Annotated in this window: 12 protein-coding genes and 1 CRISPR repeat array; all 12 genes read left to right on the forward strand. The window is 38.0% G+C overall.

Annotation, left to right across the window (positions count from 1 at the left end):
• Nucleotides 1-11 precede the first annotated feature (11 nt).
• The 12 genes from cas7c to IGI58_RS10795 all read left to right on the forward strand — a co-directional run bounded on the left by cas7c (nt 12) and on the right by IGI58_RS10795 (nt 14,277).
• Nucleotides 12-884 (forward strand): type I-C CRISPR-associated protein Cas7/Csd2, encoded by an 873-nt coding sequence (gene cas7c, locus IGI58_RS10740; RefSeq protein ID WP_429953410.1) that lies wholly within the window; start codon nt 12-14, stop codon nt 882-884.
• A gap of 1 nt (nt 885) precedes the next feature.
• Nucleotides 886-1,539 (forward strand): CRISPR-associated protein Cas4, encoded by a 654-nt coding sequence (gene cas4, locus IGI58_RS10745; protein ID WP_429953409.1) that lies wholly within the window; start codon nt 886-888, stop codon nt 1,537-1,539.
• Nucleotides 1,536-2,564: a type I-C CRISPR-associated endonuclease Cas1c gene (gene cas1c / locus IGI58_RS10750; RefSeq protein WP_429953408.1), complete on the forward strand. Its 1,029-nt coding sequence runs from the start codon at nt 1,536-1,538 to the stop codon at nt 2,562-2,564. Before cas4 ends, cas1c begins: the two co-directional genes overlap by 4 nt.
• Nucleotides 2,565-2,573: 9 nt before the next feature.
• Nucleotides 2,574-2,864 (forward strand): CRISPR-associated endonuclease Cas2, encoded by a 291-nt coding sequence (gene cas2, locus IGI58_RS10755; protein WP_429953407.1) that lies wholly within the window; start codon nt 2,574-2,576, stop codon nt 2,862-2,864.
• A 181-nt stretch (nt 2,865-3,045) separates the two neighbouring features.
• Nucleotides 3,046-5,037: a CRISPR direct-repeat array (repeat unit 33 nt; unit sequence GTCTAGCTCTGTTTAGAGCTAGTGGATTGAAAT).
• Nucleotides 5,038-5,282: 245 nt separating this feature from the next.
• Complete coding sequence (locus IGI58_RS10760; RefSeq protein ID WP_429953406.1) at nt 5,283-5,975, forward strand: response regulator transcription factor; 693 nt, start codon at nt 5,283-5,285, stop codon at nt 5,973-5,975.
• The gene (locus tag IGI58_RS10765) at nt 5,972-7,345 is read left to right on the forward strand and encodes a sensor histidine kinase (RefSeq protein ID WP_429953405.1); all 1,374 of its coding nucleotides are present in this window, start codon (nt 5,972-5,974) and stop codon (nt 7,343-7,345) included. The genes IGI58_RS10760 and IGI58_RS10765 overlap by 4 nt, the downstream gene beginning before the upstream one ends.
• A 111-nt stretch (nt 7,346-7,456) precedes the next feature.
• Nucleotides 7,457-8,116 (forward strand): PepSY domain-containing protein, encoded by a 660-nt coding sequence (locus IGI58_RS10770; protein WP_429953404.1) that lies wholly within the window; start codon nt 7,457-7,459, stop codon nt 8,114-8,116.
• Between the two features lie 233 nt (nt 8,117-8,349).
• Entirely contained in the window at nt 8,350-8,889 is a 540-nt protein-coding gene (locus IGI58_RS10775; protein ID WP_087642121.1) for an HdeD family acid-resistance protein, read from the forward strand.
• Between the two features lie 165 nt (nt 8,890-9,054).
• Complete coding sequence (locus IGI58_RS10780) at nt 9,055-9,882, forward strand: AraC family transcriptional regulator (protein WP_429953403.1); 828 nt, start codon at nt 9,055-9,057, stop codon at nt 9,880-9,882.
• 114 nt (nt 9,883-9,996) lie between these two features.
• Entirely contained in the window at nt 9,997-11,265 is a 1,269-nt protein-coding gene (locus tag IGI58_RS10785; RefSeq protein ID WP_429953401.1) for a PTS sugar transporter subunit IIC, read from the forward strand.
• Between the two features lie 2 nt (nt 11,266-11,267).
• Entirely contained in the window at nt 11,268-13,484 is a 2,217-nt protein-coding gene (gene bglX / locus IGI58_RS10790) for a beta-glucosidase BglX (protein ID WP_429953400.1), read from the forward strand.
• A 178-nt stretch (nt 13,485-13,662) separates the two neighbouring features.
• The gene (locus IGI58_RS10795) at nt 13,663-14,277 is read left to right on the forward strand and encodes a nitroreductase family protein (protein ID WP_429953399.1); all 615 of its coding nucleotides are present in this window, start codon (nt 13,663-13,665) and stop codon (nt 14,275-14,277) included.
• Nucleotides 14,278-14,313: the final 36 nt, after the last annotated feature.

Genomic DNA, 14,313 nt, shown 5'->3' on the forward strand with positions numbered 1-14,313 from the left:
AGGAGTTCGTAATGTCAGTATTATCTAAAAAAATTGATTTTAAAGTAGTTGTTTCCGTAAAAAATGCCAATCCAAATGGTGATCCGTTAAATGGAAATCGTCCACGTCAAAACTTTGATGGATACGGTGAAATTTCAGATGTTGCTATCAAGCGTAAAATTAGAAATAGGCTGCAAGATATGGGAGAAAAGATTTTTGTTCAATCGGATGATCGGGCAGATGACGGCTTGAGAAGTTTGAAGGAACGTGCTAGTGCTAATGAAGATTTGAAAAAGATTGCAGAAAATAAAAAAAATCCTGATAGAGAATTATATAGTCAAAAAGCCTGTGAGACATGGATTGATACACGCAGTTTTGGTCAAGTTTTTGCATTTAAAGGTAAAGGCAAAGATGCAGGAGTGTCAGTTGGCGTTAGAGGACCAGTTTCAATTCAATTAGCAACAAGCATTGATCCAATTGATATTACATCCATGCAAATTACTAAGAGTGTTAATTCAGAACCAGAAGACAAAAAAGGTTCAGATACGATGGGAATGAAACATTTTGTAGACTTTGGTATTTATGTCTTTAACGGTAGTATCAATGTACAACTAGCAGAAAAAACAGGTTTTACTGAAGAGGACGCAGAAAAAATCAAAGAAGCTTTACGAACGCTTTTTGAAAATGATTCTTCTTCTGCACGTCCAGAAGGAACGATGGTAGTAGAACAAATTTATTGGTGGGAACACCCAAACAAGATGGGGAAACATTCTTCTGCTAAGGTTCATCGTTCTGTTAGTATTAAAAGAAATGATGAAGTAAAAGTTGCTAGTTCATATGATAATTACATTAAGCAAATAGATGAATTAGATGGGATCGAATTAACCGTTATTGAAGGTCTATAGCATGTACGATGAACAAGATTACCTAATGATCTCAGGCATCCAACACTTTCTTTTTTGTCGTCGTCAATGGGCATTGATCCACATTGAACAGCAATGGCAGGAAAATGTGCTGACACTTGAAGGGCAGTATCTTCATGAAAAAGCAGATCAGCCTATGATTCGGGAAAAGCGAAAGGATCGCTTGATCGTTCGCGGGTTGCCTATCCATTCACCTACGTATGGACTATCTGGAATCTGTGATGTCGTTGAATTTATTCAAGATGAAAATGGTGTTGCTTTAACTGGAGAAACAGGAACTTTTTTACCTGTCCCGGTGGAATATAAACATGGAAAGCCCAAACAAGAACTCAGCGATATATTACAACTAACCGCACAAGCTGTCTGTCTTGAAGAAATGCTTGTCTGCGATGTACCGAAAGGTTATTTATATTACCATGAAACAAAACGGCGAGAAGAAGTGGAAATCACGGCTACCTTACGCGAAGAATTAAAAATAAAAGTTGCCGAAATGCATCAATATTGGGCTAAACGATACACGCCTAAGGTCAAAACAGGAAACTTTTGTAAAAAATGTTCACTTCAAAATATTTGTTTGCCTAAATTAATGAATGTTCAGACCGTTAAAAGCTATTTAGATCGGAGGTTAAGTGAATGAAAAAGCTGCTGAATACGTTATTTATAACCTCTCCAGATGCATATATGGCTTTAGATGGTGAAAATATCGTTGTAAAGATCGAGGAGCAGAAAAAACGGGTGCCGCTTCATAATATAGAAGCCATTGTCACTTCTGGGTATTTAGGTACTAGTCCAGCGTTAATGAGAAAATGTGCTGAGAAAAATATCGGAATCACATTTTTAACTAGTACAGGCAAATTTGGTAGTCGTGTCACAGGCGGCACCACAGGAAATGTGACGTTGCGAAAAAAACAGTATCGAATTTCTGATGAGGAGTCGGAGAGTGTAGCGATAGCTCGTCATTTTATTATTGGTAAGCTGTACAATCAACGTTGGATATTGGAACGAATGACAAGAGATAATCCAATGCGTGTTGATATTGAGCGTTTTAAACAAATTTCTGGAGAATTGAAAAACTATATTGAGGATGTTCGTCAAGTAGGAGATTTAGAAACGCTAAGAGGAATCGAAGGGCAAGCTGCTAATCGCTATTTTCTTTTATTTGACCAGATGATTTTACAGCAAAAGGCAGATTTTGGTTTTTATGGACGGAACCGCAGACCACCGTTAGACAATGTCAATGCCTTATTATCTTTAGCCTATACTTTGTTAGCGCAGGAATGTGCAGCAGCACTTGAAACGGTGGGGCTGGATCCATATGTTGGTTTTTTACATCAAGATCGACCAGGAAGAATCTCATTAGCGCTTGATTTAATGGAAGAATTACGAGGAATTTATGCAGATCGATTTGTATTGACGTTGATTAATAAAAAGATGGTCACGGCTAAAGATTTTGTGAAAAAGGAAAGTGGTGCTGTTCTCCTAACTGATGATGGTCGAAGAACATTTTTCCAACAATGGCAAGCGAAAAAAACAGAACAAATTCAGCATCCATTTTTAGGTGAAAAAATTAACTGGGGGTTGGTTCCGTATGCCCAAGCACTTTTGCTTAGCCGATTCTTACGTGATGATTTAGATGGTTACCCGCCATTTTTATGGAAGTAGGTGAAAAGAATGTTAGTATTGATCACTTATGATGTAGCTACAAGTTCAAAAAATGGTCCTAAACGGTTGCGTAAAGTAGCGAAAAAATGCCAAGATTATGGACAACGTGTACAAAACTCTGTTTTTGAATGTGTCGTTGATGCGACAGAGTTGACTAGGTTGAAAAAGGAATTGATTGATCTGATTGATGAGGAAGTAGATAGTTTACGGATTTATCGTTTAGGGAATAATTATCAGACCAAGATAGAGCATGTTGGTGCAAAAGAAAGTTTTGATGTAGAAGCACCGCTGATTTTTTAATACAGAATTTCGGTGCGAACCCTAAGTGCACATAAAAATACTAAGAGATTCGCACCAAGATTCAGGTTGTTTAAGTGTAGAAAAGAGAAGTTTTCTAATTTAAATTTAATGTTAGTTTGGATTAGATACCTTTTTTAGTGAATTAGTTGATAAAATCCTACTTATTTTAACTAAATTCACAGTCTAGCTCTGTTTAGAGCTAGTGGATTGAAATAGGAGTAAAAACACCGTTGGTTGTTGCAAGTACTCGTCTAGCTCTGTTTAGAGCTAGTGGATTGAAATGTTCCTGCAGTCGAGGATCTACAGCGAAAAATGATGTCTAGCTCTGTTTAGAGCTAGTGGATTGAAATTCGTTGGATCCAGTGGTTGCGCACGCCGAAACAGTCTAGCTCTGTTTAGAGCTAGTGGATTGAAATCCTACGACATCGAGCAATGCAAGTCATGCGGTGGGTCTAGCTCTGTTTAGAGCTAGTGGATTGAAATTACTGTATATAAGAAGTTACGAGGAGATTCTGAATTGTCTAGCTCTGTTTAGAGCTAGTGGATTGAAATATCAATGCAAATCGTACAGGTGGATCCAATGATTTGTCTAGCTCTGTTTAGAGCTAGTGGATTGAAATTTCACGTAAAATATTCTTACTGATTTTATTTTCTGTCTAGCTCTGTTTAGAGCTAGTGGATTGAAATACCCAATAAAACAAACCGTCAATATTATCTTTAGGTCTAGCTCTGTTTAGAGCTAGTGGATTGAAATATGTACTGATAAATTGAAGGCGTTGCTTATTTGAGTCTAGCTCTGTTTAGAGCTAGTGGATTGAAATCAAGCTGATCCAAAGCGATTAAGCCTCGTGATCAACGTCTAGCTCTGTTTAGAGCTAGTGGATTGAAATCAGTTTTTTGACAAAGCGTTTTATGATTTCAAAGTCTAGCTCTGTTTAGAGCTAGTGGATTGAAATCTTTCAAAAAACTCCCAAAAAAGAATTTTTTTAAAGTCTAGCTCTGTTTAGAGCTAGTGGATTGAAATATAGCATTCTTGAAAAGTCTTGTCAGCGAACTATCGTCTAGCTCTGTTTAGAGCTAGTGGATTGAAATCATACACACCCTTCTTTCTGCAGTAAATAGATTAGGTCTAGCTCTGTTTAGAGCTAGTGGATTGAAATTTTTAGGCAAATTTATTTACAGGAGTTGCTTACTGTCTAGCTCTGTTTAGAGCTAGTGGATTGAAATTGTTTCATCATCGCCGTAACTCGTGTTTGGTGGGTCTAGCTCTGTTTAGAGCTAGTGGATTGAAATCGGAACTAATGGCAGTGTAGCAATAGGATCAAGCGTCTAGCTCTGTTTAGAGCTAGTGGATTGAAATAAAAACTTGTACAGACTGACATCGATCAAGGAATTGTCTAGCTCTGTTTAGAGCTAGTGGATTGAAATTGCATCCATGATGTTTGAGGTTCCAGTTGAGGAAGTCTAGCTCTGTTTAGAGCTAGTGGATTGAAATTAACCATTCTTGCCATTTATTAAAATTCGGCATATGTCTAGCTCTGTTTAGAGCTAGTGGATTGAAATGTCTCTCGTCTGCGGAACAGTTGAGGAAGCTTGATGTCTAGCTCTGTTTAGAGCTAGTGGATTGAAATTATATTAAATTTTATAAATTAAGCCTTGCGGCGTAGTCTAGCTCTGTTTAGAGCTAGTGGATTGAAATTAATACTCTTGAGGTAGCCTAAGCTTTCGCTCAAAGTCTAGCTCTGTTTAGAGCTAGTGGATTGAAATTCAAAAGTCATTGTTAACGGGAACGCTGACGGAGGTCTAGCTCTGTTTAGAGCTAGTGGATTGAAATGTTCATAAATTTCGGCTGATTGTATTTAGAAAGCTGTCTAGCTCTGTTTAGAGCTAGTGGATTGAAATTTTAAAGGTGATTACTATTTTACTCTGACCTATGAGTCTAGCTCTGTTTAGAGCTAGTGGATTGAAATAGACCTTTCAGAATTGCCAAGTATTTTTTATCAGTCTAGCTCTGTTTAGAGCTAGTGGATTGAAATTTTAATTATCTTTTCCATGTGCTGTGCCCTCCTAAAGTCTAGCTCTGTTTAGAGCTAGTGGATTGAAATACTTTGAAGAAGGGAAAGAAGCATATCCGGATTGCGTCTAGCTCTGTTTAGAGCTAGTGGATTGAAATTTTAAAATAGTAGCGAATGCCTTTCGGGTCTTTTGTCTAAGCTAGTATGCGGTTTAGTAAGTCTAAAAAGCTTTACAGAGAAAAGAAATACAAATGAAAGTGATAAGTAGGGATGAAACATAACATAATACGTTATGCTTCATCCTCTTTCATATAGTTCAACTGCTAAAATGAAGATTTTTTCATCATGATTTGATTGACCTTGCCTAAAATACTAGGTACTCTATAAAAAAGGCGGTGGAAAAATGAATGATGTAGTCATTTTATTAGTTGAAGATGAGGCAAGCTTGGCGAATTTTATTTCGGAAGAGCTTCGTTTTGAAGGTTATGAAGTGCTGTATGCTGCAGATGGTGAACAAGCATTGACCTTATATGAAGAAAACCAAGAGCGAATCACGATGCTTTTACTGGACTGGATGCTGCCGAAATATGATGGAATCACAGTTGCTAGAAGAATCAGAAGGAACAGTCAAGTTCCTATTATTATGATGACCGCACGAGATCAATTGACGGATAAAGTTGTGGGTCTCGATGCTGGGACAGATGATTACATAACGAAACCGTTTGAAATAGAAGAATTACTAGCGCGGATTCGTGTGATTATCCGTCGAACAGCGCAAGCACAAGTTCAGTCGTTGATTTATAGTTATAATGATTTGACGTTGGATTTAACAAAACGAGTGGTTGAACGTTTCGGAGAAAGTATCCAACTGACACAAAAAGAATTTGAGCTCTTAGCAGAATTGATCAAGCGCCCGGAAGAAGTTTTGACCAGAGATGAATTGCTTAATGCAGTTTGGGGCTATGATTATTTTGGGCAAACGAATGTCGTGGATGTTTATATCCGTTCTCTTAGGAATAAAATGGATTACGAAGTAGACCAGCGATTGATTCAGACTGTTCGTGGTGTGGGCTATGTCTTGAGGAAGAAATCATGAAAAAGAGTAGCGCTTTATTTCAAGAGAAAAAAAATACGACCCAATTTCAGTTGACTGCTCGATTTATTGGTTTATTGGTTTCGACAGTTTTAATTTTAAGCGTATTGATCATGGGGATCACTATCGCTGAGCTGTACGACTCTGTAGAAAAACAAGCAGTTTTATTAGAGGATTCTCTCAAACGCAGTGGAGCAGAAGATGAAAAAGAATGGACTGACGTACTGACAAGCTATCGATCACAGGATAAATCTTCTTATTTGATTCGCGTAGGGTTAAATTCTGGCGAAGTAATCTATTCTTCAGAGGATGCACAAGAAATTTACGGGGAATTTTCTCGTTTAAAACAATTGTTCTTTTTAGATCGGATTTTATGGACCGACGACATGGAGCCTTTTTATTATAACAGTTTTGAAGACCAAACAGGTAAGGTGACGATGCTAGTCGAAATGGAAGATCAATTCGAAGTGATCGGCAGGATTTTTTCGTTGACGATATTACTCACGGTCATCGTGATTGCCGTAGGTTCATTTGTTACCTATCGCTTTTCTAAAAAACTTAGCGGTTCATTAGTTGTGATGAATGAAGAGATCACACAGTTGGAGGGTTCCATGGATGAAAAAAATTTGACTGTGCCTAAAACGCCGCAAGAAGTTCAGAACATCTCGAAATCTTTCAATCAATTACTGGACAGACAGCGATCATCCTTGAAGCGTGAGCAACAGTTTGTGACGGATGCTTCTCATGAATTAAGAACACCGTTAGCTGCGATTCGCGGACATGTAAATTTGATCAAGCGTCGTGGGGAAAAGCATCCTGAAGTGATTCCAACTTCTTTAGAATATATCGATAAAGAGTCTAAACGGATGGAGATTTTAGTGAATCAGCTGTTGACATTAGGACGTTTGGAAAATACTGGGGAGGGAGATACTCTCGATTTATCTCAATTGATCAAACAGACGATCGATGAACTCCGTATGATGATGACGCAAGAGTTGACTGTTCAAATCGAACCCGGGATCATGATCGTTGGACAAAAAGAACATTTTTATCAAATTACTCGTAATTTAGTAGAAAATGCGATGAAGTATACAGAAAAAGAAGGCCAAATCCATATTCAGTTAGTAACTGCAGCAAGTCAAATTCAATTGATCGTTGAAGATTCTGGTATCGGAATTCCAGATGAAGATAAGGACAAGGTGTTCGAACGTTTTTATCGTGTAGATCAGTCACGGTCTAGTGAAATTGCAGGAACAGGAATTGGACTTGCGATCGTTAAAGGGCTGGTAGAACATTACCACGGGAAGATCACTATTTCAGATGTGCAGCCTAAGGGCACCCGTTTTACGGTTACTTTTTTACCTGAAACTTAAAAATGAAGATTTCTTCATTTAGCTTTCACGTTGGTTTATTTTTTTAGACACAACAGCCTGTTATGATACTTGTATAAAGAAAAACAACAACAACTCAGGAGGAATAATAGTATGAATAAAAAGGTTATTGTAGCAACAGTCGGTTTAGGTGTTCTTTTGGCAGGATGTACCAGCAATAATAAGTCATTGGAAACAAATGGTCAAAGTAAAGCGAGTACAGAGGTCAGCCAAACGATCACATTCGATTCAAGTACCAGTGAATCAAGTAATACAAAAACTACCGCATCATCTAACAAGACAACAAATACAACTAAAAATCAAGTTCAGGTGAAAGTGTCATTGGAAGAAGCTGTTAAAGCATACCAGGAAGCATATCCAAACACAGCGATCACCTCGTTAGATTTAGATCCGTCTTTTGGCACCTATTATTATGAAATAAAAGGAGTAGATGATTCTAAAGAATATGAAGTGAAAATCAATGCTGAAACTGGCGAACTGAAAAAAGAGCGTGAGGAAACATTAGATCGTGAAGATCAAAATGGTGTGGAAAAAGCGAATGAAGCGCTAGATTTAAACAACTTGAAATCAATGGATGATATCTCAAAAATCGCTGTTGACAGTTTTGGTGAAGGTCAAGCAATCGAATGGTCGTTAGAAAGAGAATTATCAACAACCTATTGGGAAGTCAAAGTTCAATCGGGGAATCAGGAAATGTCTGTGAAAATCAACGCTCAAACGGGCGATGTCTTAGAAAAAGAATTGGATGACTAGTATATAAAATTGAAAATGAGGTTGGGACAGAAGTATTTGATTCCGAAGGGATTACTTCTGCCCTCGCCGTTATCTAGATTTCAGGTGTCCGGGATTTGACTCGCAGAGTTTTGTCCCAGACCTCTTTTTTGTTATAAAATATTTGCTGATCGAGACCTTATCACTCGTCTTATTTAGAGAAATTCTATACAATTAAGAGGAACATAAGTAAATGAAACAATGGAGGGATCAGAATGAATAATGTTATGGAACAATTAAGAAAATATGCTCTTTTAAGAGGAATCGTCTACATTCTTTTTGGCCTATTGATCGTAGTTAATCCAAGAAGTGTTTTTCAAGCGGCAGTTTACTTTATTTCTGCGTACATTGCTATTATGGGAATTCTTAATTTGTATGACGGGTTTAAAGTAAAAAAAGCAACAGGTACTTACGGGATGAGCTTCCTTGGCGGAATCGTGCTGTTAGTCATTGCAGGGATCGTACTAGTTTTTGCGAAAGGCATCGTCAGTATTTTACCGATTTTCTTAGGTTTAGCCATCGTTATTGTTGGTGTTAGCCGTGGGATGCAGGCGGTCAATCTACGAAACTATGTCAATGTGAATTGGTTACCGATGTTAATTTATAGTGCAATTTTGATCATTGCAGGTTTAGTATTGACGTTTAATCCATTCAGCAGTGTGTTAGTACTGTTCCAATTATTTGGCGGGATTTTGATTTTTATGGGAATTGGTGAAGTTGTGGCCTTTTTCCAATTACGTAATATTGATCGATAGTTAAAGCTTAGGATAGACTGACAATACGTTTGTTGGTCTGTCCTTTTTATTATGTCTTTTATGATTTTTGTTTTAGTAAAAAAGGATGAAGAGCCACTTTATTTTGTTAAGAGTGAAAATAGCTTATAATTTGCTTACTATTGTATAAAAGAAAGAGGTATCGGAATGAAACATGAGATGATTTCTCCAAATGAACATTATCCCTTTAAGCTATTCTCATTTACTTCAAGAAATCCAGATCGACTGATCAGCACGCATTGGCACGAAAGTGCTGAACTTTTATATTGCTTGAAAGGAAATTTAGAAGTTCGTTTTCCTCAGGTGACTTATCTTTTAGAACCAGGTGATACATTATTCATCAACTCAAATATCATTCATTCTTCAAGAAGTCCACTGCCTAACGAGGTTTTTGTCATGCAGTTTCCATTGCATTTTTTACAAGAGATGACACAAAACCAATACAATGAGCAGTTTTTATTTAATTTGAATCCGTCTAAAGGACAAGATTCACGCATACAGTTGCTATTGGATCAGATTTTTCATGAGTATCAAACTCAGGAGCTTGCAGTCAACCTCTTGGTCAAAAGTCAAACATTAGCGTTACTTGCTTTACTAGTCAAAAACTATCGCATTCCTTTAGCTTCTCAGCAGTCCATAAAAAGCTTGAAGCATCTAGATCGACTAAAACAAATCAATGATTATGTACAGGAGAATTACTATCAATCATTGAAGTTAGAACACGTAGCTGAGGTATTTAATTATGATCCAGCTTACTTCTCACGCTTTTTCAAAAAATATATGGGAATTTCCTTTTCTGAATATGTTAATACTGTCCGTTTAGAAAAAGCTTATTATCAATTGAGAGATACTGATATGACTGTAATGGCGATTGCTATGGCAAATGGCTTTTTCTCTGTGAAGTCCTTTTACAATGTGTTTAAAAAGAATTACAACCTTTCACCTCAGCAATATCGGAAAAAATATTTCTCTTAGAAAAAGTCATTATTTTTCCGATTTTATGACGAATTGGGCAAAGAATTAAAGGATGATTGTCAGTATACTAAGTGTAAGTAAAGCGCTTACTGTATTTTGAGAGGAGCAAGCAACATGAAGAAGAAGTTAGTGGATTTTTTTGATAAAGTTAGTCCATTTTTTGATAGAATGGGGAACAATCCGTACCTCCAAGCTATTTCTGGTGCAATGATGTCGACTTTGGGACCTGTTTTTATCGGATCGATCGCTGTATTACTTGTCGTGTTTATGAATATGTCCAAAACCTTACAAGGATTTACACAAGTCATTGATTTATTAGGAAAAGTCAATACATTTACCATTGGTTCATTGGCCTTATATATTTCTGTTTTGATGGCGATCAACTTAGTTCGAAAACTGGATGAAAAAGAGGACTATGTCGCTGCTGGTATTATTTCGTTGATGAGTTTCTTATTGATCACACCATTAGATAAAACTGCTGATGAAGTTGCCGCATTACCAACGACATGGTTAAGTGCACAAGGCGTTTTTTCTGCGATGATCGTCGGTTTAGTCGTTGGCCGATTGTTTCTGACAATCAAACGTAAAGGCTGGACGATCAAAATGCCGAAAGGGGTTCCGCCAATGGTCACGCGGCTATTTGAATCCTTGATCCCAACCGTGTTGATCGGTGTTTTATTTATTCTGGTTGATTTTGGGTTTAGCTTAACACCTTTTGAAAATATGCATCAATTTGTATATACGATCATCCAAGAGCCGCTAAAAGGAATCGGTGGTTCAATTGGCGCTATGATCATTTTAAGTTTATTGCAACAAATATTATGGTTTTTTGGTATTCATGGAACCAATGTGATATTGCCTTTAGTAACGCCTTTATGGATGGCGATGGATGTGGAAAATATGAATGCTGTAACGGCTGGACAAACACCACCAAATATTGTTGGATTAGCCTTTTTCAATATCATTACGTTTGGGGGAATGGCACTGGGGTTAGTTTTATTGATGCTTAGAGCGAAAAGTAAACAGTATCGTGAAGTCGGAAAAATTTCGATCGTGCCTGCTTTATTTGGGATCACTGAACCAGTGATTTTTGGTTCACCATTGGTTTTGAACTTTGATTTAGCAGTACCGTTTATCTTTAATAATAGTATTGCGTTGATTTTAGCGTACGTCTTAACCAAAATCGGTCTAGTTTCAAGGTTTGTCGGTGTTCAGGCGATCTTTGGGTTGCCGATTGGTTTTCATGCGGCGGTTCAAGGCAGCATTTCAGTTATTATTTTACAACTGGTGATCCAGTTAGTCTTATCACCGTTGCTTTGGTATCCGTGGTTCAAACGCTTAGACAACAAAACTTATTTGCAAGAGCAAAGTGAAGAGGTGTAGAAATGAAAGAGCAAGCACTAAAAGAATTATTGAACTCTTTGACTTGGGAAGAAAAAATCGGACAGTTGGTTCAATTATCAGGTGACTTTTTCCACGCAGATCAGTTAGCTGTTGGCCCGCAAAAAAAATTAGGTATCGATCAACGCATCGTTGATCAGGTTGGTTCAGTGCTAAATGTGACAGGAGCAGAAAAAACAAAAGAGATCCAAGATCGTCATATGGCAAAAAGCAGGCACAAAATTCCACTGTTGTTTATGGCCGATATCATTTATGGCTACCGAACAATTTTTCCGATCCCTTTAGGCTTAGGAGCAACGTGGAATCCAGATCTGATCGAGTCAGCGTATCAGCAAACGGCAGAAGAAGCTAAAGCAGCAGGCGCGCATGTCACATTTGCACCAATGGTCGATTTAGTCCGCGATGCTCGTTGGGGCAGAACATTGGAATCAACGGGAGAGGATCCTGTGCTGAATGCAGCTTTTGCTAAAGCGATGGTCACTGGACTGCAAAAAGATCTTTTAAACGGTGGTGGGATCGCTTCTTGTGTGAAGCATTTTGCAGCCTATGGTGCAGCAGAAGGCGGTCGTGAGTATAATACAGTAGATATGTCTGAACGAAGGCTGCGTCAAGAATATCTGCCAGCGTATAAGGCAGCGGTCGATGCTGGTTGTCAATTAGTGATGACATCGTTTAATACCTATGACGGAATGCCTGTTACTGGCAATCAGTTCTTATTGAAAGAGATTTTACGTAAAGAATGGGGCTTTGATGGAGTGATCATTTCCGATTATGCTGCGATTCAAGAATTGATTGCTCATGGTGTGGCAGCCGATGATCGTGAAGCTGCAAAATTAGCGATCGAAGCCACAACTGATATCGATATGAAAACCCCTTGTTATGCAAAAGAGTTAGAACCGTTGATCGAAAATGGAGAAATCAGTACTGAACTGGTCGATCGATCTGTTTATCGTGTATTGAAGTTGAAAAATGATTTAGGGTTGTTTGAAGATCCTTACAGAGGTGCAAGCCAAGCATTAGAAGAACAAGCTTTTCTGACGGAAGAAAAACGTCGCTTAGCGAAAAAGGTCTCTGCTGAATCGGTTGTTCTACTGCAAAATAGAAATCAAGTGTTGCCGCTTGCGCCCAATAAAGAAAAAGTGTTGCTGGTTGGTCCATACGGTGATAATCAAGAATTGATCGGACTGTGGGCGGTCCATGGTCAAAGAGAAGATGTAGTGACAATCAAAAAAGGCTTTGAAAACTATCTTGATCCGGAGCATCTTCTTTATACTCAAGGCTGTGATATGTTGGAAGACTATGCCTTTTTAGGAGAATTTGGGGCAACAAAAGACCAAATCGAACAATTGGGGCTTGATGAACAAATGAAAGCAACTGAACTAGAAACGGCATTAGCATTGGCGCAACAGGCGGATACGATCGTTTTTGCTTTAGGTGAACATACGATGCAAAGCGGTGAAGCAGGAAGCCGTACAGATATCACTTTGCCTAAAATCCAGCAGGTCTTTTTGCAAAAAATGGTCGAGTTGAAAAAGAAAACAGTTTTGATCGTTATTAGCGGTAGACCGCTTGTGCTGACAAAAGAAATTAAGCAAGTCGATGCGATTCTTCAAGCGTGGTTCCCAGGAACAGAAGGCGGAAATGCTTTAGCAGATATCGTTTTTGGTCAAACCAATCCTTCTGGCCGTTTAAGCATGAGTTTTCCTTATTCTGTCGGTCAGCTACCTCTTTATTATAGTGAATTCAAAACAGGTAGACCGTTGACAAGCCCAACACATAAAGGGCGTTTTGTTTCAAAATATTTAGATAGCCCTAATGAACCGCTATTCTCCTTTGGATTTGGTTTATCTTATAGTAAAGTCGAGTATTCTGAGTTGACACTTAACAGTGAGTATATGAATGAGTCATTGACTATTTCAGTAACAGTAAAAAATCGTTCTGATCGGTCAGCACAGGAAACGGTGCAGCTATATATTCAAGATGTGACTGGCTCAGTTGTTCGCCCGATCAAGGAACTAAAAGCTTTTCAAAAAGTTGATTTACGTGCCGACGAAGAGAAAAAAGTAACGTTTCATTTAACTAGAGCGGACTTGAAATTCTACACGAAGGAAATGCTGTTTGAGGAAGAACCTGGTAAATTCATCGTGTTTGTTGGACCTAATGTGAAAGAAACCTTGGAAGCTACTTTTGGCCTTAAGTAAATGAAACATCATAATTAAAAACGAAGAAAAGCTGATTTGGTTTTTCTTCGTTTTTTTTATCTGAATGAAACTTGCAAAAATAGAAGTTGAATGGTACTCTTAATTTCTAATTGAGAATGATTTTCATTCGCATTTGATTGTGAATGTTTGTTTAAGTAGAAAAGAATGGAGGAAAAAAATGTTTAGTGCGTCTATCGAACAGGTGATCAAAGAGCGGCGAACGATTCGAACGATATCGAAGCAGCCTGTTTCTATTGAAGATATTAAAGCGTTATTGGAAGTGGCAAGTTATGCACCATTTCATTCTAAAGAGGAACCTTGGGCAGTCATTATGGTCATGTCACCAGAAGAGCGCAGTTTATTCGTGGAAAAAATCATGGATAGCTATGAGCGGATGAACATTTGGGCAAGGTATGACCAAGAACACTTAGCAGCGTCAAAGAAAAGAACGGAAGATTATTACCTTAGTGTTCCTGTAACATTGATTGTAACAGCACCGATTCATGAAAAGAAAAAAGCAAATTTTGAAGCCGTTGGTGCTGTTTCTGCATTTATCCAAAATTTCCAGTTAGCCGCATGGTCTCGAAACATTGGTGTTACTTGGCGCACAGTACCGATCATTTTTGATGATGTCTTTAAACAAGAGGTTGGTGTTGGATCAGATCGTCAGATCATTGGTTTATTAGATATAAGTATGATCGATGAAGCAGTCAAGTTACCAAGAGCCAAGAGAAAAACAGTTGATCAGTGGGCATTTCCTTTATCAGAAAAATTATCAGAAAATAAAGAATAATAGAGCTATGTTCAGTTATTTAGGAGGCGCATTTTT

It is taken from the genome of Enterococcus sp. AZ020 (genome assembly GCF_050499205.1).
GTDB lineage: Bacteria > Bacillota > Bacilli > Lactobacillales > Enterococcaceae > Enterococcus_L > Enterococcus_L dunnyi.

Coding starts and splice junctions, on each gene's coding strand:
- cas2 (WP_429953407.1), top strand. CDS start 2,574: ATGTTAGTATTGATCACTTATGATGTAGCTACAAGTTCAAAAAATGGT.
- IGI58_RS10760 (WP_429953406.1), top strand. CDS start 5,283: ATGAATGATGTAGTCATTTTATTAGTTGAAGATGAGGCAAGCTTGGCG.
- IGI58_RS10775 (WP_087642121.1), top strand. CDS start 8,350: ATGAATAATGTTATGGAACAATTAAGAAAATATGCTCTTTTAAGAGGA.
- IGI58_RS10780 (WP_429953403.1), top strand. CDS start 9,055: ATGAAACATGAGATGATTTCTCCAAATGAACATTATCCCTTTAAGCTA.
- IGI58_RS10770 (WP_429953404.1), top strand. CDS start 7,457: ATGAATAAAAAGGTTATTGTAGCAACAGTCGGTTTAGGTGTTCTTTTG.
- IGI58_RS10785 (WP_429953401.1), top strand. CDS start 9,997: ATGAAGAAGAAGTTAGTGGATTTTTTTGATAAAGTTAGTCCATTTTTT.
- cas7c (WP_429953410.1), top strand. CDS start 12: ATGTCAGTATTATCTAAAAAAATTGATTTTAAAGTAGTTGTTTCCGTA.
- IGI58_RS10795 (WP_429953399.1), top strand. CDS start 13,663: ATGTTTAGTGCGTCTATCGAACAGGTGATCAAAGAGCGGCGAACGATT.
- cas4 (WP_429953409.1), top strand. CDS start 886: ATGTACGATGAACAAGATTACCTAATGATCTCAGGCATCCAACACTTT.
- bglX (WP_429953400.1), top strand. CDS start 11,268: ATGAAAGAGCAAGCACTAAAAGAATTATTGAACTCTTTGACTTGGGAA.
- IGI58_RS10765 (WP_429953405.1), top strand. CDS start 5,972: ATGAAAAAGAGTAGCGCTTTATTTCAAGAGAAAAAAAATACGACCCAA.
- cas1c (WP_429953408.1), top strand. CDS start 1,536: ATGAAAAAGCTGCTGAATACGTTATTTATAACCTCTCCAGATGCATAT.